The sequence below is a fragment of the Streptomyces sp. NPDC086519 genome, from assembly GCF_040686075.1.
GTDB classification, from domain to species: Bacteria; Actinomycetota; Actinomycetes; order Streptomycetales; family Streptomycetaceae; genus Streptomyces; species Streptomyces shenzhenensis.
Map to the genome: position 1 here is coordinate 33,743 of NZ_JBFBJL010000024.1, position 19,446 is coordinate 53,188.

The 19,446-nt window shown below is 72.3% G+C and carries 18 protein-coding genes and 2 pseudogenes; 11 read left to right on the forward strand and 9 right to left on the reverse strand.

The window, feature by feature from the left end:
- Positions 1 to 41: 41 nt before the first annotated feature.
- The 10 genes and pseudogenes from AB0P24_RS23170 (at position 42) to AB0P24_RS23215 (ending at position 10,710) form a co-directional block, all read left to right on the forward strand.
- Positions 42 to 2,357: a hydantoinase B/oxoprolinase family protein gene (locus AB0P24_RS23170; RefSeq protein ID WP_365796900.1), complete on the forward strand. Its 2,316-nt coding sequence runs from the start codon at positions 42 to 44 to the stop codon at positions 2,355 to 2,357.
- Between the two features lie 44 nt (positions 2,358 to 2,401).
- Positions 2,402 to 3,457 carry a zinc-dependent alcohol dehydrogenase family protein gene (locus AB0P24_RS23175; RefSeq protein ID WP_365796902.1) on the forward strand — a complete coding sequence of 352 codons (1,056 nt, stop codon included), beginning with the start codon at positions 2,402 to 2,404 and terminating at the stop codon, positions 3,455 to 3,457.
- Positions 3,458 to 3,539: 82 nt separating this feature from the next.
- Positions 3,540 to 4,346: a hypothetical protein gene (locus AB0P24_RS23180; protein WP_365796904.1), complete on the forward strand. Its 807-nt coding sequence runs from the start codon at positions 3,540 to 3,542 to the stop codon at positions 4,344 to 4,346.
- A 17-nt stretch (positions 4,347 to 4,363) separates the two neighbouring features.
- Positions 4,364 to 5,143 carry a CoA transferase subunit A gene (locus tag AB0P24_RS23185; protein ID WP_365796906.1) on the forward strand — a complete coding sequence of 260 codons (780 nt, stop codon included), beginning with the start codon at positions 4,364 to 4,366 and terminating at the stop codon, positions 5,141 to 5,143.
- 2 nt (positions 5,144 to 5,145) lie between these two features.
- On the forward strand, positions 5,146 to 5,853 hold the full coding sequence (locus AB0P24_RS23190) for a CoA transferase subunit B (RefSeq protein WP_365796908.1): 708 nt from the start codon (positions 5,146 to 5,148) through the stop codon (positions 5,851 to 5,853).
- A gap of 526 nt (positions 5,854 to 6,379) precedes the next feature.
- Complete coding sequence (locus AB0P24_RS23195) at positions 6,380 to 7,693, forward strand: FAD-dependent oxidoreductase (protein ID WP_365796910.1); 1,314 nt, start codon at positions 6,380 to 6,382, stop codon at positions 7,691 to 7,693.
- Positions 7,690 to 8,424: a DUF1365 domain-containing protein gene (locus AB0P24_RS23200; RefSeq protein ID WP_365796912.1), complete on the forward strand. Its 735-nt coding sequence runs from the start codon at positions 7,690 to 7,692 to the stop codon at positions 8,422 to 8,424. The genes AB0P24_RS23195 and AB0P24_RS23200 overlap by 4 nt, the downstream gene beginning before the upstream one ends.
- The gene (locus AB0P24_RS23205; RefSeq protein ID WP_365796914.1) at positions 8,421 to 9,719 is read left to right on the forward strand and encodes a class I SAM-dependent methyltransferase; all 1,299 of its coding nucleotides are present in this window, start codon (positions 8,421 to 8,423) and stop codon (positions 9,717 to 9,719) included. The genes AB0P24_RS23200 and AB0P24_RS23205 overlap by 4 nt, the downstream gene beginning before the upstream one ends.
- A 20-nt stretch (positions 9,720 to 9,739) precedes the next feature.
- Positions 9,740 to 9,910: pseudogene (locus tag AB0P24_RS23210) on the forward strand (SAM-dependent methyltransferase); the annotation flags it as partial.
- Positions 9,907 to 10,710 (forward strand): DUF1295 domain-containing protein, encoded by an 804-nt coding sequence (locus tag AB0P24_RS23215; RefSeq protein ID WP_365796916.1) that lies wholly within the window; start codon positions 9,907 to 9,909, stop codon positions 10,708 to 10,710. The pseudogene AB0P24_RS23210 and the gene AB0P24_RS23215, both read left to right, overlap by 4 nt.
- A 117-nt stretch (positions 10,711 to 10,827) precedes the next feature.
- Here the strand turns inward: AB0P24_RS23215 and AB0P24_RS23220 are convergent, their stop codons facing one another.
- The 4 genes and pseudogenes from AB0P24_RS23220 to AB0P24_RS23235 all read right to left on the reverse strand — a co-directional run.
- Positions 10,828 to 11,748 (reverse strand): YihY/virulence factor BrkB family protein, encoded by a 921-nt coding sequence (locus AB0P24_RS23220; protein ID WP_365796918.1) that lies wholly within the window; start codon positions 11,746 to 11,748, stop codon positions 10,828 to 10,830.
- Entirely contained in the window at positions 11,738 to 12,325 is a 588-nt protein-coding gene (locus AB0P24_RS23225; RefSeq protein ID WP_365796920.1) for a hypothetical protein, read from the reverse strand. The genes AB0P24_RS23220 and AB0P24_RS23225 overlap by 11 nt, the downstream gene beginning before the upstream one ends.
- Positions 12,325 to 13,308 (reverse strand): DUF6286 domain-containing protein, encoded by a 984-nt coding sequence (locus AB0P24_RS23230; protein WP_365796922.1) that lies wholly within the window; start codon positions 13,306 to 13,308, stop codon positions 12,325 to 12,327. Before AB0P24_RS23230 ends, AB0P24_RS23225 begins: the two co-directional genes overlap by 1 nt.
- Positions 13,309 to 13,461: 153 nt before the next feature.
- A pseudogene (locus AB0P24_RS23235) lies at positions 13,462 to 13,740 on the reverse strand (fasciclin domain-containing protein); the annotation flags it as partial.
- A gap of 5 nt (positions 13,741 to 13,745) precedes the next feature.
- Here AB0P24_RS23235 and AB0P24_RS23240 point away from each other — a divergent pair.
- Positions 13,746 to 14,042 carry a hypothetical protein gene (locus AB0P24_RS23240; RefSeq protein WP_365796924.1) on the forward strand — a complete coding sequence of 99 codons (297 nt, stop codon included), beginning with the start codon at positions 13,746 to 13,748 and terminating at the stop codon, positions 14,040 to 14,042.
- Positions 14,043 to 14,389: 347 nt separating this feature from the next.
- On the opposite strand, the gene AB0P24_RS23245 is transcribed toward AB0P24_RS23240, so the two are convergent.
- From AB0P24_RS23245 to AB0P24_RS23265, 5 genes are all read right to left on the reverse strand, one after another.
- On the reverse strand, positions 14,390 to 15,118 hold the full coding sequence (locus tag AB0P24_RS23245) for an anti-sigma factor (RefSeq protein ID WP_365797094.1): 729 nt from the start codon (positions 15,116 to 15,118) through the stop codon (positions 14,390 to 14,392).
- Between the two features lie 23 nt (positions 15,119 to 15,141).
- Positions 15,142 to 15,726: a sigma-70 family RNA polymerase sigma factor gene (locus AB0P24_RS23250; RefSeq protein ID WP_365796925.1), complete on the reverse strand. Its 585-nt coding sequence runs from the start codon at positions 15,724 to 15,726 to the stop codon at positions 15,142 to 15,144.
- Between the two features lie 245 nt (positions 15,727 to 15,971).
- Positions 15,972 to 16,514 (reverse strand): hypothetical protein, encoded by a 543-nt coding sequence (locus AB0P24_RS23255; protein WP_365796927.1) that lies wholly within the window; start codon positions 16,512 to 16,514, stop codon positions 15,972 to 15,974.
- Positions 16,515 to 16,839: 325 nt separating this feature from the next.
- Entirely contained in the window at positions 16,840 to 17,811 is a 972-nt protein-coding gene (locus AB0P24_RS23260) for an EamA family transporter (protein WP_365796929.1), read from the reverse strand.
- A gap of 452 nt (positions 17,812 to 18,263) precedes the next feature.
- Complete coding sequence (locus AB0P24_RS23265) at positions 18,264 to 19,265, reverse strand: LacI family DNA-binding transcriptional regulator (RefSeq protein WP_365796931.1); 1,002 nt, start codon at positions 19,263 to 19,265, stop codon at positions 18,264 to 18,266.
- Positions 19,266 to 19,446: the final 181 nt, after the last annotated feature.

The window sequence follows — 19,446 nt, forward strand, 5'->3', positions numbered from 1 at the left end:
CCGACCGCCGACCCGCCACGCGAAACAGAAGGAGCCCCTGAATGACCACCATCGACGACAGGCCGTCGGACAGGCCGTTGACACCCCTGACTCCCCAGGAGCAGGAGTGGGTCGACAAGTTCATGGACGAGACGACCCTCTTCCTCGGCCCCGACCCGGCCATCATGCGCGACCACGGCATCGCCCCCAGGTCCACCCACGAGGAGCGGGCGATCGCGGCCGGTGTCGACCGGCTCCAGGTCGAGCGCATCCGCAAGCGCATCGCCGGCGCCCTCGACGAGGGCTACGAGATGTGCGAGGCGCAGGGAGCGGCGCCCGGCGCGAAGTGGGGCGACCTCACGACCGCCATCTACACCGCTGCCGGGGACGTCTCCTACCTCTCCTGCCACGGCGTCATCGCGTTCAGCGCGATCCTGCACCACCCGATCCGCTACATCATGAAGTACTGGAAGGACGAGCCCACCGTCGGGATCCACGAGGGCGACGGGTTCATCCACAACGACGCGCGGTTCGGGAACATCCACAACACCGACCAGTCGATGATCATGCCGGTCATCAGGGACGGCGAGATCATCGCCTGGGTCGCCGCGACCATCCACGAGGGCGAGAACGGCGCCTGCGAGCCGGGCGGAATGCCCTCAGGTTCGGAGACGCCCTTCGACGACGGACTGCGGATGAGCCCTTTCAAGATCGTCGAGCGCGGGCGGCTCCGCCGCGACCTGCTCACCTTCCTCCAGCACTCCGTGCGTGACCCCAAGCTCCAGCTCGCCGACCTCAAGGTCAAGATCACCGCCGTACGCAAGATCATGGAACGGGTCGACAAGATCATCGACGAGGTCGGGGCGGACACCTTCGTCGCGGCCCTGCGCACCACGGTCGAGGACGTCGAGGTGGAGGTGCGCCGGCGGATCAGCGAACTGCCCGACGGCACCTACCGTTTCGACCAGTTCATGGACTCGACCCTCAAGGAGAACATCCTCATCAAGTTCGCCTGCAAGGTGACCGTCAAGGGCGAGAGGATGACCATCGACCTGCGCGGCACGGGCCCGGAGATCCTCAACCGCGCCATCAACAGCCCGCTCTGCTCGGTCAAATCCATGATCATGCAGGCGATCCTGGCCTTCTGGTGGCCCGACCTGCCGCGCTGCACCTCGGCCATGAGCTGCATCGAGATCATCTCGGACGAGGGCACCTGGGCCGACGCCTCCTACGACGCGCCGATGGGGCAGTCGCTCCAGGCCTCGTTCCGCGGCTTCTCCGCCGCGCAGGCGCTCTACAGCCGGATGTCCTTCTCCACCCCGGAGAAGTACAGCAACGTCGTCGCGAACTGGTTCAACCAGATCAACACGTTCCTGTGGGGCGGGATCACCCAGCACGGCGACATGGTCGGAAACCTCTGCGCGGACCTCAACGGCATGCCGGGCGGCGCCAAGCCCTTCCGGGACGGCGAGGACGCGGTCTCCCCGCTCTTCTGCGCGATGGCCGACACCGCCGAACAGGAGGTCATGGAGGAGGAAGTCCCCTTCATGCAGCTCGTGTCCAAGCGACTGGTCCGCGACAACATGGGCTTCGGGAAGTTCACCGGCGGAATGGGCTACGAGATGATCGTCGCCGCCGAGGGCACCCCGCAGTGGGGCTTCATGACGGTGACGTCGGGGGCGAAGTTCTCCTCCATCTACGGCATGTACGGCGGCTACGGCTGCGGCACCTACCCGCTCGCCATGGTCAAGGGCACCAACGTCTACGAGCACATCCGCCGGGACAGCAAGAAGTTCGACCTGTCGATCGAGAAGGTCATGAACGAGCGTCCCTTCGAGGACGGCCGCTACTCGACCTACCACATGGGCCTGCAGTTCGACATCGCCAAGGACGGCGAGCTCTACATGATCAGTCAGGGGGCCGGCGGCGGCTACGGCGACCCGCTGGAGCGGCTCCCCGAATCGGTCGTCCAGGACGCCGAACTCGGCCGGATCAGCCAGAAGGTCGCCGAGGAGATCTTCGGGGTGCGCTACGACCCGGAGACCTTCCGCCTGGACGTCGAGGGCACGCGGGCGGCGCGCGACGCCGCCCGCGAGGCCAGGCTCCGGCGAGGCAGGCCCTATGCCGAGTTCTGCGCCGAGTTCGTCACCCCCGAGCCGCCGAAGAACCTGCACTACTACGGCTCCTGGGGTTCGGACACCGACGACATCACGGCAACCGTCTTCACCATCGACGGCCCGCAGCGGGTGACGGCTCCGCTGAAGGAACTCCCGATCGTCATGGTCCCCGACCGGCGCGAGGTCAAGATCGCCCAGCTGGAGGAGCGGGTCCGCGAACTGGAGGACAGGCACGGCGAAGAGGTGAGCCGCAAGTCCTGACCTGCCGAGAACCCGCCCGCTTTGCAACGCACAAGGAGAAAGCCATGAAGGCTCTCGTCCACCACGGCGTAGGCCAGAAGTCGTGGGACACCGTCCCGGACCCGGCGATCGAGGCGCCCACGGACGTGATCGTCAAGATCGACGCCACCACCATCTGCGGTAGTGACCTGCACATCCTCAAGGGCGACGTGCCCTCGGTCGCCGAGGGCCGGGTCCTCGGGCACGAGGGCGTCGGGACGGTCGTGGCGACCGGGAGCGCCGTCACCACCCTGGCCGAGGGGGACCAGGTGATCATCGCCTGCATCAAGAACTGCGGGCGGTGCGCCTACTGCCGCCGCGGGCTCCACTCCCACTGCGCCGGCGACGAAGGGGCGTCCGGCATGGGGTGGATCCTCGGACACCTGATCCACGGCACCCAGGCCGAGTACGTCCGCGTGCCGTACGCGGAGACCTCACTGCACAAGCTGCCCGAGGGGGTCACCCCCGCGCAGGGAGTGATGCTCTCGGACATCCTCCCCACCGGCTTCGAGATGGGCGTTCGCTACGGGCGGGTCAAGCCCGGCGACACCGTGGCGGTCATCGGCGCCGGGCCGGTGGGCCTGGCGGTGACGGCCACGGCGGGGCTCCAGGGCGCCGCGCGGATCATCGCGATCGACATCGACGACCACCGCGCTCAGCAGTCCCTCTCCTTCGGCGCCACGCACGCCGTGAACTCCGGCAGCAGCGGCTGGCGGGACGAGGTCCTCGCGCTCACCGACGGCGACGGCGTGGACGTCGCGGTGGAGGCGGTCGGGATCCCGCACACCTTCACGATGGCGCTCGACCTGGTGCGTCCGGGCGGGAACGTCGCCAACGTCGGAGTCCACGGCACGTCGGTCGAGCTACCGCTCCAGGACCTGTGGATCAAGAACATCGCGATCTCCATGGGCCTGGTGAACACCGACACACTGCCGATGCTGCTCCGGCTGGTGCGCGACGGGCGACTGCCCGTGGACCGGTTCGCCAGCCACCACTTCCCCCTCGACCGGATCCTCGACGCGTACGACACGTTCGCGGACGCTGCCAAGACGAACGCCCTCAAGGTCGTCCTCAACGGCTGAGCCGGCCGCCCCCACCCGGTGGGGAGCCGTAGCACCGCTCCCCACCCCTCGTCCCAGCCTCTCCTCGCCCCCGGGAACGCCCATGGCCATGGACTTCACCACCCTCCTCTCCGCCCCGCCCTCCGGTCGACGGACCGCGCTGATCGTCGACCACCAGCACTACGCCCGAGCGGTCGTCCTCCAGGGCCGCCCCGTCCCGTGGACCGACCCGGTCGCCTTCGCGCAGTACACCGGGCAGGTCCAGGGGCTGCTCCGATCCGACACCACCCTGCTGGATCTGGGCGCTTACTACGACGACGTCCTCGCCCGCGAGGACGCGTTGCGCACCGGCCTGTCCGCCCGGCCGCGGACCGGGTACGCCCTGCGCACGCTGCTGGCCCACGAGCCCACCGCCGTCGCCGCCGCCGAGCTGGCCGAGGTCGTCGCGCGGGCCTCGGCCGCGCCGCTCGTGGTGCAGATTCCCTCCCCGATGCTGTGGCTGGCGCGGACCCACGAGCTCAGCGGCGCCGGTCTGCTCACGGACCTGACCGCCGACCACGCGGAGACCGCCGCGATGTACGTCGCGGACTGGCTGCGGCGGCTGGCGGCGCCACCGGTCTCGATGCTGCTGCTCGACGAACGCGACCCGCGCGCGGGTCAGTGGCCGCAGCTCGACGACAGCGTCTACGCACCGGTCGTCAACATGACCGACCACTACCGCTGGGCGCTGGGCCGCCGGACCGGGCAGGGCGTCAAGGTCGTCGGCTCCGGGCTGACCGGACCGCGGATCCCGCAGGAGTTCTGGCGCGGTGACGGCGTGGCGCTGCCGTCCGGTGACTTCCTCCTCGCCGACATCCCCGCGGACGCCGCGCCGGAGACCGTCCTCGCCCAGCTCGCCAAGCTCAACTGACCAGGAAGGAAGCAACGGTGGACAAAGTGGTCGCCACCGCGGCCGAGGCCGTGGTGGGTATCCGGGACGGGGCGTCGATCGCCTCGGGCGGCTTCGGGATCTGCGGCATCCCCGCCGTGCTCATCGACGCGGTCGTCGAGGCCGGCGTGGAGCGGTTGGAGATCTTCTCGAACAACTGCGGAACCGACGGCGTGGGTCTCGGCAAGCTGCTCGACCGCGGCCGGATCCGCAGGATCGTCGCCTCCTACGTGGGGGAGAACAAGGAGTTCGCCCGCCAGTACCTCGGCGGCGAACTGGAGGTCGAGCTCACCCCGCAGGGCACCCTCGCCGAGCGGCTGCGCGCGGCCGGCGTCGGCGTCCCCGCGTTCTACACGAGGACCGGCACCGGCACGGCGGTCGCCTCCGGCGGCCTGCCGTGGCGGTACACCTCCGACGGCCGGGTCGCGGTCGCCTCGCCGCCCAAGCCGACCGCCGAGTTCGACGGCACGTCCTTCGTGCTGGAGCGGGCCCTGCCGGCGGACTTCGCACTGGTACGCGCATGGAAGGGCGACCGGCACGGCAACCTGGTGTTCCGCAAGGCCGCCCGCAACTTCAACCCGGTCTGCGCCATGGCCGGCCGGATCTCCGTCGCCGAGGTCGAGCACCTCGTCGAACCCGGCGAACTCGACCCGGACGCGGTCCACCTCCCCGGCATCTACATCGATCGCGTTCTGCCGCTGACGCCCGGGCAGGTCGCGCACAAGGGCATCGAACGGTTGACCGTCAAGCCCCGCGGGGGCGCGGGACGAGGAGCGTGACCATGGCACTGACCAGAGACCAGATGGCTGCCCGCGCCGCCCGGGAACTGAGGGACGGCGACTACGTCAACCTGGGCATCGGACTGCCGACCCTGGTGCCCAACCACGTAGACGCCTCCGTGGAGTTGGTGCTGCAGTCCGAGAACGGCATTCTCGGCACCGGCCCGTACCCGTACGACGGAGACGAGGACCCCGACCTGATCAACGCCGGGAAAGAGACCGTCACGGTACGCCCCGGCGCCAGCTTCTTCGACTCCGGCGCCAGCTTCGGGATGATCCGCTCGGGCCGGATCGACGCGGCGATCCTGGGGGCGATGCAGGTGTCGGCCCGGGGCGACATCGCCAACTGGATGATTCCGGGGAAGATGGTCAAAGGGATGGGCGGCGCGATGGACCTGGTCCACGGCGCGCGCAAGGTGATCGTCCTGATGGAGCACGTGGCCCGGGACGGCACCTTCAAGATCGTCAATGACTGCTCGCTGCCGCTCACCGGCGAACGCGTGGTCCAGCGGATCATCACCGACCTCGCCGTGCTGGACGTCACCGACCGCGGGCTGCGCCTGGTCGAGTGCGCGCCCGGGGTCACCGAGGCCGAGGTCCGGGCGGCCACCGAACCCGAGCTGATCACGGGCCCGCCGGAACGCCGCCCTGCCGCAGTGCCTGAAAGCACGCTTCGCGGTCCTGCACGAGGGGCCGCGGATCTTCGCTGACCTCTGGTCACCTGTCGTCACCCCCGCTCAGCGGCAGGTCGTCGAGAACGACGGTCCCGTCGACTCTTCGCAGTTCCCTGCGCTTGACCCGGTAGGCGATCTCGCCGACTCGAAAAGGCCGCTCCCGCCCGGCGTCGCACCGCGTGCATCCGCGGACCGGTCGCGCGGGGTGCGATCCGCGCCACGTGACCCGCCGCGTGCGGAACCGGTCCGTACCCCGCTGGGAGGCCCACCGCCGGAGGATCACCCTGCCTGAACCCGTGCCGGCTCCGGACTCCCAGGCTGTCGCGGGGTGCTGCCGCGATGTCCGGCCATGGGCGAGGAGGCCCGTGCGGTGACCCGGCCATGGCTGCGGCGGAGCTGCGGCTGGCCCGCCGGCCTTGTCGTCCGCTCTCGGCGTGCGGCGCCGGGCGCGCGGCGACGGTGCCCCGCTTCCCTGCCGAACGAACGGCGATATGGCCAATCCATCTCCCGAGCTGCTCCGGATTACGGGCGGACCCTGATCGCCGAGGGCGGGAGGAAGACGATGGAGCGGACGTCGGCACGTGCCGGACACGATACGGAGGGCCCGGTCGGCCGTCTCCGCGGCACGGCGGTGGTGGGCTCCGGGGTCGCGGGACTGACCGCCGCGTACGTCCTGGGCCGAAGCCGTCACGTCACCCTGTACGAGGCCGACGACCGGCTCGGTGGACACGCGCACACGCATGAACTGACGTCCTCGTACGACGGGCGAGTGCACCGCGTCGACTCCGGGTTCATCGTGCACAACCGCCGCACCTACCCGAACCTGCTGCGGCTGTTCGACGAACTCGGCGTCGCCACGCAGGAGTCGGAGATGAGCATGTCTGTGCGGTGCGAGGGCTGCGGCCTGGAGTACGCCGGTGCCCGCGGCCCGGCCGGACTGCTCGCCCGGCCCCGCAACCTGCTCGGCGGCGCCTATCCGCGGCTGCTGGCCGAGGTGCCGCTCTTCCACCGCGCGGCCCGTCGGCTGCTGGCACGAGAGGGCGAACAGGGCCTCACCCTGCGCGGGTTCCTCGACCGGGAGGGCTTCTCCCCCTACTTCCGCACCCACTTCATGACCCCGGTGGTCTCGGCGGTGTGGTCCTGCGACCCGGTCACCGCCCTGCGGTACCCGGCCGGCTACCTGTTCCGCTTCCTCGCGCACCACGGGATGCTGTCGGTGGGCGGCTCCCCGACATGGCGCACGGTCACCGGCGGTTCGCGGGAGTACGTCGACCGGATCGCCAAGCACATCCCCGAGATCCGCACCGGCTCACCCGTACGGGCCGTCCGGCGGCACGCCGACGGGGCCGACGTCACCGCCGAGGACGGCACGACCGAGTCGTACGACGCCGTCGTGATCGCCGTCCATCCGGACCAGGCCCTGCGGCTGCTCACCGACCCGACGGAGCGGGAGCGCGAGGTGCTGGGCGCCTTCCGCTACTCCCGCAACACCACTCTCCTGCACACCGACACCCGGCTGCTGCCGCGTGCCCGAGGAGCCCGCGCCTCCTGGAACTACCTGATGCCCTCGTGCGGGGCCGACGCCGACCGGGTGCGCGTCAGCTACGACATGAACCGGCTCCAACGCCTCGACGCCGCCGAGACGTTCGTGGTCACCCTGGGCGGCGAGGAGCGCGTCGACCCCGGCCGGGTACTGGCCCGCATGGTCTACGAACACCCCGTCTACACCCCCGAGTCGGTGGCCGCACAGCGCCACCTGCCCGAACTGAACAGCCCCGTCTGCGCGTTCGCGGGCGCCTACCACGGCTGGGGGTTCCACGAGGACGGCTGCCGCTCCGGCGTCGAGGCCGCCGCCGCGCTGGGAGCGCCCTGGTGACCGCCGTACCCGCCCTCTACTCCTGCGTGATCACCCACGTACGGACCACCCCGCTCCGGTACGCGCTGCGCCACCGCACGTACCTGTGGCTCGTCGACCCCGACCGCCTGCCCCGGCTCCCTCCGCTGCTGCGACCGCTGGCCCGCTTCGACCCCCGCGACCACTTCACCGGCGACCGGCCCTCGATCCGCGCCGGGCTGGAGGACTTCCTCGCCGCACACGGTGTCTTTCTGGACGGCGGACACGTCCTGATGCTCACCCACGCCCGAGTGTTCGGGTACGTCTTCAACCCGCTCACCCTGTACTGGTGCCACGGCCCCGACGGCGAGTTGCGCTGTGTGGTCGCCGAGGTCCACAACACGTACGGCGGCCGCCACTCCTATCTGCTGACCCCGGACGCCACCGGGAACGCGCGTACCGAGAAGGAGTTCTACGTCTCGCCGTTCTTCCCGGTCGACGGCGACTACCGCATGCGCCTTCCGCGCCCCGGTCGGCGGCTCGATCTCACCGTGCACCTGGACCGCGAGGGCGGACGGGCCTTCACGGCGACGGTACGCGGCGACCGGCGGGAGGCCACCGCCCCCGCGCTGCTCCGGCAGGCGCTGCGCCACCCCGGCTCCACCCTCGCCGTGTCGGCCGCGATCCGCGCTCATGGCGTACGCCTCTACCTGCGGGGACTGCCCGTCCAGCGCCGCCCCGACAACCACCGCACCCCGGAGAAAGCGCCATGAAGACAGCTCCCGCCCGCCTCGACGCCCCTGAGCCCGCCGTCGCCGTGGACACCGGCTCCGGGCCCGTCACCGTGGACCCCGTCCGCTGGCCGGACGTCGCCGTGGTGCCGCCGGCGTCGTGGGCGCGCAGGACCGCGACCCGGACCCTGGTACGGCGGGCCCTGCGCGGGCTGCCCGTGCGAGCCCGGTTCGCCGGCGGGGACACCCTGGGGCTGGGCGGCCCGCTGCTGGAGGTACGCGACCCGACCGCCTTCCACACCCGGATCGGGACCGGCGGCCTGGTCGGGTTCGGCGAGTCCTACATGGCCGGCGAGTGGGACGCCCCCGACCCGGTCGCCGTCCTGACCGTGCTCGCCGCGCACGCCGCCGACCTGGTGCCCGCCCCGCTACAGCGGCTGCGCCGCCTGTGGGCGCCGCGCCACCCGCACGACGAGCGCAACACCCCCGACGGATCCCGCTCCAACATCAGCCGCCACTACGACCTGTCCAACGACCTGTTCGCGCTCTTCCTCGACGACACGCTCACCTACTCCTCGGCCGTCTTCCGGGGCTTCCCGGCACGCTGGGACCGGCTCGCCGCGGCTCAGCACCGCAAGATCGACCGGCTGCTCGACCTGGCCGGCGTCGGGGCGGGCACCCGGCTGCTGGAGATCGGCACCGGCTGGGGCGAACTGGCCCTGCGGGCCGCCGCCCGCGGCGCCCGCGTCACCTCCCTCACCCTCTCCCGGGAGCAGCGCGCCCTGGCCCGGGAGCGGATACGCGCTGCGGGACTCGGCGACCGGGTCTCGGTCGAGCTGTGCGACTACCGCGAGGCACGCGGCACGTACGACGCCGTGGTCAGCGTGGAGATGATCGAGGCGGTCGGCGCGGAGTTCTGGCCGACGTACTTCCGTGGGCTCGACGAACGGCTGGCACCAGGCGGCCGGGTCGCGCTCCAGGCCATCACCATGCCGCACGAGCGGATGCTCGCCTCCCGGGACACCTTCACCTGGATCCACAAGTACGTCTTCCCCGGCGGCCTCATCCCCTCCACCCGGGCGATCGAGGAGACCGCGCGCGACCACACCCGTCTCCGTCTCGCCCGCCGCGACGCGTTCGGCGCCCACTACGCCGAGACCCTGCGCCTGTGGCGGGAGCGTTTCACCGAACGCGCCGACGACGTCGAGGCCCTGGGCTTCGACGAGACCTTCCGCCGCTTGTGGACCTTCTATCTGGCCTACTCCGAGGCCGGTTTCCGGGCCGGTTACCTCGACGTCCAGCAGTACCTGTTCACGAAGGAGAACCCCGCCCGATGAGCACCACCGCGCCCACCGAGGGCGAGGAGACCAGCCGGGTGTGGCGGCTCTACCTGGTCGGCGGGGCGCTGGCCTTCGAGGAGGGGCGCATGGGCGTCGACCAGATCCTGGGCGTCCGGCCGGGCCCCGGCGGCGACAGCGGCATGCCGACGACCACGCATCAGTGGTACGAGGGGCTGGAGCAGCAGTGAACGGGTTCGCCTGGGGCGCGTTCGCGCTCAACCTCGCCTGGGCCGCCGGCGCGGCGCTCGCGGTCATGCTGGTCACCTTCGCGGTCGCGGTGCGCTCGGGCCTCCACCGGATCGTGGACGTCGCCTGGGGGATCGGTTTCACCGCCGTGGCCGTGGTGACCTTCGCCGCCTCCGCCGGGGAGGGCGATCTCGTGCGACGGCTGCTGGTGACCGCGCTGACCGCGGTCTGGGGGCTGCGGCTCGCGGTGCACATCGCCCGCCGGGGGCAGGGACACGGCGAGGACCCGCGCTACGAGGCGCTGCTCGCGAAGGCACCGGGCAACCGGAACGCGTACGCCTTGCGGATGGTCTACCTGCTACAGGGCGCCCTGGTGTGGCTGGTGTCGCTGCCCGTCCAGGCCGCGCAGTACGTGCCGGGCCCGCCGTCCGCGGTCACCTGGGCCGGCACCGCGCTGTGGGCGGTCGGCCTCGGCTTCGAGGCGGTCGGCGACGCCCAGCTCGCCCGTTTCAAGGCCGATCCCGCCAACCGGGGAAGGATCATGGACCGGGGCCTGTGGTCCTGGACCCGGCATCCCAACTACTTCGGCGACTTCTGTGTCTGGTGGGGCCTGTTCCTGCTCGTCTGCGACGCCCCGGCGGCGGCCGTCGTGTCCGCCGTGTCCCCTGTGGTGATGAGCCTGCTGCTGATCAAGGGCAGCGGGAAGCGGCTGCTGGAGAGGCACATGGCCGACCGGCCGGGCTACGCGGCGTACGCGGCGCGCACCAGCGGCTTCTTCCCCCGCCCGCCGGGGCCCCGGTGAGCCCCGGCACGGTGATGGCCCTGGTCCGCGACGGTGCTCACGCGATGGTGCGCCGACACCGCTTCCGGCACGACACCGTGGCCGCCGTCGTGGCCCGGGCCCCCTGCCGCCTGAGTGTCACGAGGCGGGGCCGGTCCCGGTGCCGTGAGCGATGGGGCCCTTCCCCAGCTCTGCGGTGAACTGCGCGCCGGTGAGCAGCGCGAGGTTGGACAGCCACAGCCAGACCAGGAAGACGACGGCGCCGGCGAGGGAGCCGTAGAGCCTGCTGTACGCGCTCAGGGTGGAGGCGTACAACGCGAAACCGGTGGAGACGGCCAGCCACAGCACGGCAGCCAGGACGCCGCCGGGCAGACTGTGCGCGCGCCGACGTGCCCCGTCCGGGCCGGTGTGGAAGACGACGATGACCAGCAGTACCACCAGGCACAGCAGCAGCGGCCAGCGCAGCACGCTCCAGCCCCAGGCCGCCGTGGTGCCGAGCCCGAGCACCCGGCCCAGTTCCTCGGCCAGCGGCCCGGTCAGCAGCAGGGCCAGCGAGCCGGTCAGCAGCAGGACGAGCAGCACGAGCGCGGTGAGCACGATGCGAGGGGCCCGGCGCCAGGGCGAACGCCGGTCCTCGACCCGGTGCATGCGGTGCAGGGCACGGCGGAAGACGGCGAGATAGCTGGAGGCGGACCACAGCGCGCTCACCGTACCGGCCACCAGCAGCGGCCACGCGCCGCTGTCCGCGCCCAGCATCCGGGACAGGGCGGCGTGCAGCTCGCCTGCCGACTCGGCGGGCGCGTACGCGGTGACATGGGCGACGAACTCCTCTGCGGTGCCCGGGCTGATCAGGCCGAACGCCAGGACCGTCACCAGCAGTGCGGGGAGCACCGAGAGGATGGCGTAGTACGTCAGGGCCGCCGCGTAGTCCGATATGTCGTCGTTCCACAGCGACACCGGGGTGCGTCGCAGCGCCGGCCACCAGGAGCTGGCCGGCCGTGGACGGACGGCATGGGGGACGGCGGGGTGGGCGTCGCCGGGGTACGGGTCAGCGGACATGCGGTGTGCGATGCGATACGGCGCTGAGGCGCAGGCGGGCGTGAGCGCTGTACGGCGCGGCGGACTTCTCGGCCTCGGCGGCCACCGCGCACAGGGCGGGCAGCACGGGGCGCGGGGAGGTGCCCGGCGCGAGCCGGACCCGCAGCCGCACCTCCAGGCGGCGCCGGGAGCGGGGCAGGACGCGGGCGCGGCTGCGGGCGGCGCCTGGCACGGCGCTCGCGCGCAGGGCAAGTGCCTTGGCGAGCGCCCGCGCCCGAACGGTGGCACCCGGTGCGGCCCGTGACAGTGGTCGGGCCGGCCCGGAACGGAACCGTGCGAGGAACCAGTACCCGAAGAGCACGCTCAGCGCGATCGCTGCCGCCGTGACGGAGGGCGTCCACCAGCCCTCGCCGCGCAGCCGTGCCAGTCGGTCCGTGTCCAGCAGGACGCGGTGTCCGGCGGCGGGCTCGGGCCACCAGGTCGGCAGCCGCTCCTCGCGGGCGGTGCCGGTGACCGCGAGCCAGCCGCCCGCGAGCAGAAGCACCAGGCCGGTGCCGCCGAGGGCGAACCGGTTGACGGCGGTACGGGGCTGCCGCATCACGCCTCTCCTTCCGGGACGGTGCCGAGGGCCCAAGTGGCCGGTGGACGTGTCGTCGCGGTGTCGGGTGCCGGTGGCCGCCGGCGGGTCGAGGGCGGTAGCGGCCGGTCACCGGCCGTCTCCGCGTCCGGTGCCGGAGGCTGCCGGCCAGCCGAGGGGGTGACGCGCAACCGCAGTCTACGGGGCCCGCGCAGGCCGCAGGACGCCGGCGCTCCGTCAGCCGCGGCGGTGACCTCGGCCCGGACTTCCGCGCGCTGCCCGCACAGGAACTCGGCCCGAACCGGGACCCGGCGGCGCCGGCCACGCACGCGCACCGTGCCGACGCCGGCCACTTCGCCCACCGCCTCCCGCACCAGGGCCTCGGCCGCCGAGCGGTCCACCGCCGCGACGACCGGCGGGGCAGTGGAGCGCACAGTCAGTCGCCGGCGCAGTCCGGGGGTGACGGCGAGCACGATCATCCACAGGCCGAGCACTGCCGTCAGACCACCCGCAACGGCCACCGACCGGTCGCCCGGGCCGTGCTCCGACAGCCAACGCACGGCCTCGACACGCCAGACGGCCGCCGGGCGGTGCGCGGCGTGCACCATGACCAGGTCCAGGGCGAGGGCGCCGCAGGCCACGGCGGCCACGGCGGCCAGCACGGCGTCCGGTACGCGGCGCCGGGAACACAGGCGCCCGGGCGTACGGCCGGCGGGAGGGGCCTGTGGCGTCCCGCTCTCCCCGCTCCCGCCTGCCACGGGGGCGAGCGAGGTCACCCTGATCCGTGCGGTGGGCACGTCGAGGCCGGTCAACTCCCGGGCGGCGATGCCCGCCACCTTCACGACGACGAGGTCGGCGATCGACGTCCGGCCGCGGTCCGCGGCCGGCTGGTCGGCTCCGGTGGCGCCGCCGGAGACGGCCGTGGTGCCCTCGGTCCTGCCGCCGGTCCGGAGCGCGGGGGCGTCCTGGGTGGCTACCGCGGTCTGCGTGGTCTGCGTGGTCATGGTGGTGTCCCTCCTGCCGTGACTCGTTCGTGAGGTGCCTGTACTCGTTTCGACCCGCTGTGGCCGCCGCTGTGACGCGGATGCCCGGAAAAGTCCGGGAGAACGCCGACGGGGCCGGGACCGCAGTGGTCCCGGCCCCCGCGCGGTGCGCCGTCAGCTGGTGGGCATCAGTACCGTGTCGATGATGTAGACGTCGGCGTTGGCGGTCTTGACGTTGCCGCAGACGACCTTGGCGGAGTCGTCGACGGTGTAGGACTCGCCGGAGCCGGAGGTGCTGAGCTTCGCCTTCTCCAGGGTGTCGAAGGAGCCGTTCTCCAGGTCCTTCGGCGTGAGCTTCCGGCCGACGACGTGGTAGGTGAGGATCTTCGTCAGCTGGGCTTTGTCGTTCAGGACCTTGTCCAGGGTGGCCTTCGGGATCTTGGCGAAGGCGTCGGGTCGTGGAGAGCGTGCCGGGCGTCGCCTTCCTGAAGCCCGGACTGGCCGCCCGGCTCCGCTCGGCGTTGTCCCGGCCGGATCCCGGCACCGGCCGGGCGCCCACCGCCGGAGTGCGGCTGACGCCCGGACCGGACGGCACCGCCGGCTGGCACGTCGACGTCCAGCTGGTCGCGGTGCGCCGGGCCAGAGCGGTGGACGTGGCCCGTGCCGTCCGTTCCGCCGTCGACACACACCTGGCCGGCCGGTTCCCCGGCCGGCCAGGGAACCGGGTGACGGTGACGATCACCGGTCAGGTCTGAGCCGCTGTCCGTGGCCTACGGGCGCGGCCCGGGCACAGCCGTCATGAGGTGCACGAGGACGGTCCACCCACCCGCCGCGAGGGCCGGGGCCCGCGGCCTGCGGCGGCGCGCCGGGGCGACAGGATCCGGCCCGGCTCCCACCGGGCGGCCCGCCTCGGCAGCCGCCGGCCCGGACGAGGCCGCCGGTACGACCTGTGCGGGCCGCCCCTCCCAGGACCGCACGGCCGCCGTCGTCACGCCGAACACCTCGGCCACGTGCCCCGGTCGTGCCGTCGCGGCGGCGCGGAGGGGAGGGCATGGGCCGCCGTGGCCGGGCGCCGCCCATGGCCCTACGCTGCGTCGCCCCCTCAGGCAGGGAACCCCAGCAGGGCGACCGGCGCGGAGGTCGGCTTCTTCGAGCCGCTCGCCGGTTCCACGGTGACCCCCACGCCCGAGGCCCCGTCGACAGAGCCCTGCAGAAGAACGGCCTGATCGGTGCGGCCGGGGTCCATCAGACCGGCGGAGCGCATGGTGCCGTCGTCGTCGAACCACAGCTGATAGACCTTGCCCGCGGCGGGACGGGCCATCCCGGAGACCAGGAACACGGCCCTGTCCCGGTCCCGGGAGACCACGACCGTGCCGGTGGCGCCGCCGCCCAGCGCGGCGGAGCGCGTCCTGGCGTCCGGCGAGGCCAGGACGGCCGCGATCGCCTCGGTGCTGCTCTGTGCGCGGCGCGCCTGACGCAGGGCGTCCTCTGCCCGCTGATGCTGCCAGACGGTCGAACCCCCGAGTGCGGCTGCCGCGGCGAGGCAGGCGGCCAGTGCCCAGCGGGACAGCAGCCGGGCACGCAGTGCGGTGCGCACCGTGCGCACCGCCGTCAACCCGCCCGGCGACTCCTGCCGGACGGACGAGACGCGGTGCAGTACCTGCTCGCGCATGGCCGCCGGAGGTGCCACGGTGGCGGCCAGCCCCAGCCGGGCCGCGGTGGCCGACAGCTCGGCGGCCTCCTGCGCACATGGTTCGCAGCCCGCCAGGTGGCGCTCGAACATCACGAGCTCGTCGTCGGACAGGGCGTGCAGGGCGTAGGCCCCCGTCATACGGTGCAGATCGGCGGTGGCGGTCACGCGGCCACCCCCAGGCAGTCGCGCAGGCGGATGAGCCCGTCCCGCAGCCGGGTCTTGGCCGTGCCCAGCGGAAGCGTGAGCGCCTCGGCCACCTGGCTGTAGGTCAGCCCGCGGTAGTAGGCGAGCGTGACGGCCTGGCGCTGGATCTCGGTCAGTGTGCGCAGGCACCGGCGTACCTGTTCCCGCTCCAGCCGGGCCTCGACCTGCTCGGTCACCTCGTCGAACTCGGGTGTCCGCTCCAGCAGGGCGGCCTTGTGGTCGCGGGCGGCCGCGGCCTCCACGGAGCGGACCCGGTCCACCGCCCGGCGGTGCGCCAGGGTGAGGATCCAGTTCACCGCTGTCCCGCGGTCGGGCCGATAGCGGGGGGCGGTCCGCCACACCTCCACCAGCACCTCCTGCGCCACCTCCTCCGACTGCGCCTGATCACGCAGCACGGCACGCGCGACCCCCAGGACGGAACCGGCCACGGCGTCATAGACGGAGGCGAACGCGTCCTCGTCGCCCAGGGCCACGCGGCCCATCAGCTGCTCAAGATCCGGTTCCGCCGACGGGTTTCTGCCGATATGCACGGCTTCTTTCACGGGGGCCTCCGCTGTTGGGACATCTCCGGACGTAATCCGATCCCGGTGCGGCCGCGGATTGGTCCTGATCGCGAGGAAACCGTACGGGTCTCGGCGGAATCCGCGGTGGTCCCACCTGCTGAGGCGTGCGCGAACCCGGCCTCGCGGGCTCCTCTCGCGCTCTCGTGTCGCGCCGGCCGCCTGCTTCCCCCGTCGGCCCGAACCGCTCGCCCGGTGCGAACGTCGGCGTGAGCCAGGTCGCGGAGCTATGCGGGGTCGTTCGGAAACAGAAGCTCGTAGGGCAGGTGTTCGTCGTCCGGTACGTGCGGCAGGTAGTCCGGGGCCGTGCGTGCGGCCACCGCCAGCAGGCGAGCGGCAGCCTCCTCCTCGGAGACGGGGGCAAGCCCGAGGGCGTGCAGAAGGCGGTCGCGCTCGGCGTCGAAGTCGGGGTGGTCGGCCCGGAGGTCGGAGCCGAGCTCGCTGATCGCGAAGCCCTTCGTCAGGTCGCGCCAGAAGGGCAGCACCACGACGAGTGTGACGGCCTCTGTGAGGTCGGCGCCGATCAGTGTGGCCTGGCCCTCCGAGTCGGCGTACAGGACGGGCCTCTCCTGGGCCCCGGCTTCCCCGCACAGGAAGTACGTGCCGCCGGCGCCGCAGCCGGCTATCGGGTGCAGGGGGATGCCGGTGGGAAGGGCAAGGTCCTCAAGGGGGTCCCGGCGCTCGACGTCGAAGTCGCCGGGCCAGGCGAGCGCGGTGGCAAGGGAAGGCTCCTGCTCGATCCGGCGGAGTAGATCGTCTGGTGCGGTCATGGGGGGAACGTAACAGCGCCCTCGGACATCGGGTGCGGCCGGCATGCTGACCGACGCTCAACGGGGGTGCTGTCAGTGCGGCATGGCACAGTTCGGCCATGGCCAAGACTTGGTGCCGGCCCTCGGACCAGGTCCGGAGGTTCTCCGCCCCGGGTGTTCCACGAGCGCGGGGGCCGGCGTCGGCGATGTCGGTGGTACCGGCCGGCCGCTGTCGGCCGCCGTGCGGTTCGTCCGCCGCGGTGCCGGCGATCAGACGAGCGGGGTGTTGGGCGCGGCGGTGTGGATGACGTCGTCCAGGCGGCCCCCTGGCGAAGTGCCGGCGGGCTCAGCCGCCGCTGCGCCGTGCTTCGGGTTCGGTGGTCGGGTTCGGGTGGTCGGCGGTCGGTTCCGTGGGGGCGGCGGGGCCGCGGCCGGTGAGGCGGCGCAGGAGGGCGGGGCTGGTCAGCATGACCGCGTTGCCGGCCAGGATCAGGACCACGCCCAGCAGGTCCCGCGCCGTCCAGTGGAAGTCCTCGAAGACGGTGGACAGCAGCAGCGCGACGACGGGGAAGAGCACCATCGCGTAGGCCGCCCGCTCCCCGCCGATCCGGCCCAGCAGGGTCAGGTACGCCCCGAACCCGATCACCGACCCGAAGACCGCCAGATAGAGGAGCGAGCCGGCGTACTTCGGCGTGGCGTCGAACAGGTCATGACGGCTGAGGGTCGCCGCGAACGGAGCCATGATCAGCACCCCGTACGCCATCGAGTACCCGGTTCCCTGGACCACCGGGACCCCCGCGGCCTGCGTCTTGGCGGAGACCACGTTGCCCAGGCAGAAGACCAGGGTGCCGAGCGCCGAGAGCGCGATGCCCCGCCCCGAGCCGGAGGTGAGGCTGAACTCCCGGAACTGGGGCCAGAACACGGTGACGATGCCGAGCAGCCCGATCGCCGCGCCGACGAGCATCTTCCTGGCGATCACGCGCTTGAAGAACAGCCGGGCGAACACCATGTTCACCACCAGGGACATCGCGAAGATGATCGAGGTGAGGCCGGTGGCCAGATGCTGCTCGGCGAAGTAGAAGCAGACGAAGTTCGTGGAGAACATCGTCGCCCCCATGAGGACGAACTGCCCGTGCACCCGCGCCGGATACCGCAGCGGCAGCCCGCGCAGCCGCGCCCAGGCGAGCAGGATCACGGCCGCCAGGGCGAACCGGTAGGCGATCGACGCCGTGGGGTGCACGTCCCCGAGCTGGCCCTTGATGGCCAGCCAGGTGGAGCCCCAGATCAACACGGTCAGCACGTAGAGGAACGCGTTCACAGACAGCTGCCTTCCAGCAGGGGGTCCGGGCCGGGGTGAGGGACAGGCCGCCGTCCGGCGCGTTCCAGGACCGCGGTTCGCCGGCGAACGGCTTCCCTGCCTCCGCGTCGCCGAACGCGGCGTTCACCGTGGGCATCTCGTCGGAGCCCCAAGTCTGCCAACAACGGCGGCCGGAGTGCCAGGGCGCCCCGGCGCGAGCGCCGTCGCCCGACCGGGGCGCGTGGGCGGGGGCGACGGATGAGCAGGGCGTGCGGGAGGTGAGATTCCCGCAGGACGAGGGGACGCACGCCCGGCACGACCGACACCACCGACACGCCCGGGACGACCACCCCAGGCGCCCACGGCGCCCACAACGCCCACGGCGCAGGACCGGACGTCCAACGGTGCTCAAGGGTTTCCCTGCCTGTCCTTGAGCGCCGCCGACTCCTCGGGCGCCGCCGACGCGCGATCCCCTACGCCGACTCGCGAAGCCGCAGTTCCGTCCCCACCGTCAGCTCGTCGGTGTGCAGCGGGCCGCCGCCGGTCAGCAGCCGGGCCGCCTGTTCGACGGCGAGCGCGCCGAGCCGGCGGGTGTCCAGGGCCACCGTGGTCAGCGGGGGTTCGACGAGGGTGCCCAGCCGCAGACCGTCGAAGCCGATCACGGCGAGGTCCCGGGGGACCTGCCGGCCGGCCCGGCGGGCGGCGCGCAGGGCTCCGATGGCGATGATGTCGTTGAACGTGAACACGGCGGTGATGCCGGGATACCGGCCGAGGAGTTCCTGGAGCGCGCTCTCGCCGCCCTCGACACTCTGGTCGGCGCGGGCCATGGAGCTCGCGTCCAGTCCGCACGCGGACATCGCGGCGTCGAACCACCGGTGCCGGATGCTCGGTTCGGACCGTTCGGCGTGGTCGAGCATGCCGATGTGCCGGTGTCCCGCCTCGGCCAGATGCCTGATCGCCGCGTGCACGCCGCTCTCGCCGTCGATCCGGATCGAGCTGAACCGCTGGGTGCGGTGCTCGCGGTCGATGAGCACGACGGGCAGTCCCCGGGTCAGCTTGTCGATCTCGTCCTCGGGCAGGCTGAGGTAGCCCACGACGGCGTCGACCTGGGAGGCGATCACCTCCAGGGTGCCCCGCTCCTCCTCGGCCCGGTCGCCGGTGTCGTACACGACGACGTGCCAGCTCCGGTCCCGGGCCGCCTCCAGCGCGCCTGCGGCGACCTCGGTGAAGAACGGGTTGAGCAGGTCGGGGATCACCAGTCCGACGCTGACCGTGTCCTGCCGGACCAGCCCCCGGGCGAACCGGCTGGGGCGGTAGCCGAGCGCGAGGGCGGTGTCGAGCACGCGCTGCTTGGTGGCGACGCCGATCTCGCCCTTGTCGTTCAGCGCCCGTGACACGGTCTGCCGGGACACGCCCGCGGCCTGGGCCACATCGTCGATCGTGACCCTGCGGGGTCCGGTCCCCGACGACGCCATCACTCACCTCCGCGTAATTGCCGACGCGGCAGCGTCGCAGGGACACCGAGTATGCCCCGATGCGTAGAAACCTTGACACTCCGGCGTTCGGAAGCACACACTCCCAATCGCTTCCCGTTACCGCTCCCGTGAGCGCTCACGGTACCGCTCACGGAACCTCATTCCAACCAGCAGGCAGCCG

Bases quoted from the DNA above. Each gene is read 5' to 3' on its own strand.
- AB0P24_RS23245 (WP_365797094.1), bottom strand. From the start codon at position 15,118: ATGACGGGGGCCTACGCCCTGCACGCCCTGTCCGACGACGAGCTCGTG.
- AB0P24_RS23190 (WP_365796908.1), top strand. From the start codon at position 5,146: ATGGCACTGACCAGAGACCAGATGGCTGCCCGCGCCGCCCGGGAACTG.
- AB0P24_RS23265 (WP_365796931.1), bottom strand. From the start codon at position 19,265: ATGGCGTCGTCGGGGACCGGACCCCGCAGGGTCACGATCGACGATGTG.
- AB0P24_RS23205 (WP_365796914.1), top strand. From the start codon at position 8,421: ATGAAGACAGCTCCCGCCCGCCTCGACGCCCCTGAGCCCGCCGTCGCC.
- AB0P24_RS23195 (WP_365796910.1), top strand. From the start codon at position 6,380: ATGGAGCGGACGTCGGCACGTGCCGGACACGATACGGAGGGCCCGGTC.
- AB0P24_RS23175 (WP_365796902.1), top strand. From the start codon at position 2,402: ATGAAGGCTCTCGTCCACCACGGCGTAGGCCAGAAGTCGTGGGACACC.
- AB0P24_RS23230 (WP_365796922.1), bottom strand. From the start codon at position 13,308: ATGACCACGCAGACCACGCAGACCGCGGTAGCCACCCAGGACGCCCCC.
- AB0P24_RS23225 (WP_365796920.1), bottom strand. From the start codon at position 12,325: ATGCGGCAGCCCCGTACCGCCGTCAACCGGTTCGCCCTCGGCGGCACC.
- AB0P24_RS23220 (WP_365796918.1), bottom strand. From the start codon at position 11,748: ATGTCCGCTGACCCGTACCCCGGCGACGCCCACCCCGCCGTCCCCCAT.
- AB0P24_RS23170 (WP_365796900.1), top strand. From the start codon at position 42: ATGACCACCATCGACGACAGGCCGTCGGACAGGCCGTTGACACCCCTG.
- AB0P24_RS23180 (WP_365796904.1), top strand. From the start codon at position 3,540: ATGGCCATGGACTTCACCACCCTCCTCTCCGCCCCGCCCTCCGGTCGA.
- AB0P24_RS23255 (WP_365796927.1), bottom strand. From the start codon at position 16,514: ATGACCGCACCAGACGATCTACTCCGCCGGATCGAGCAGGAGCCTTCC.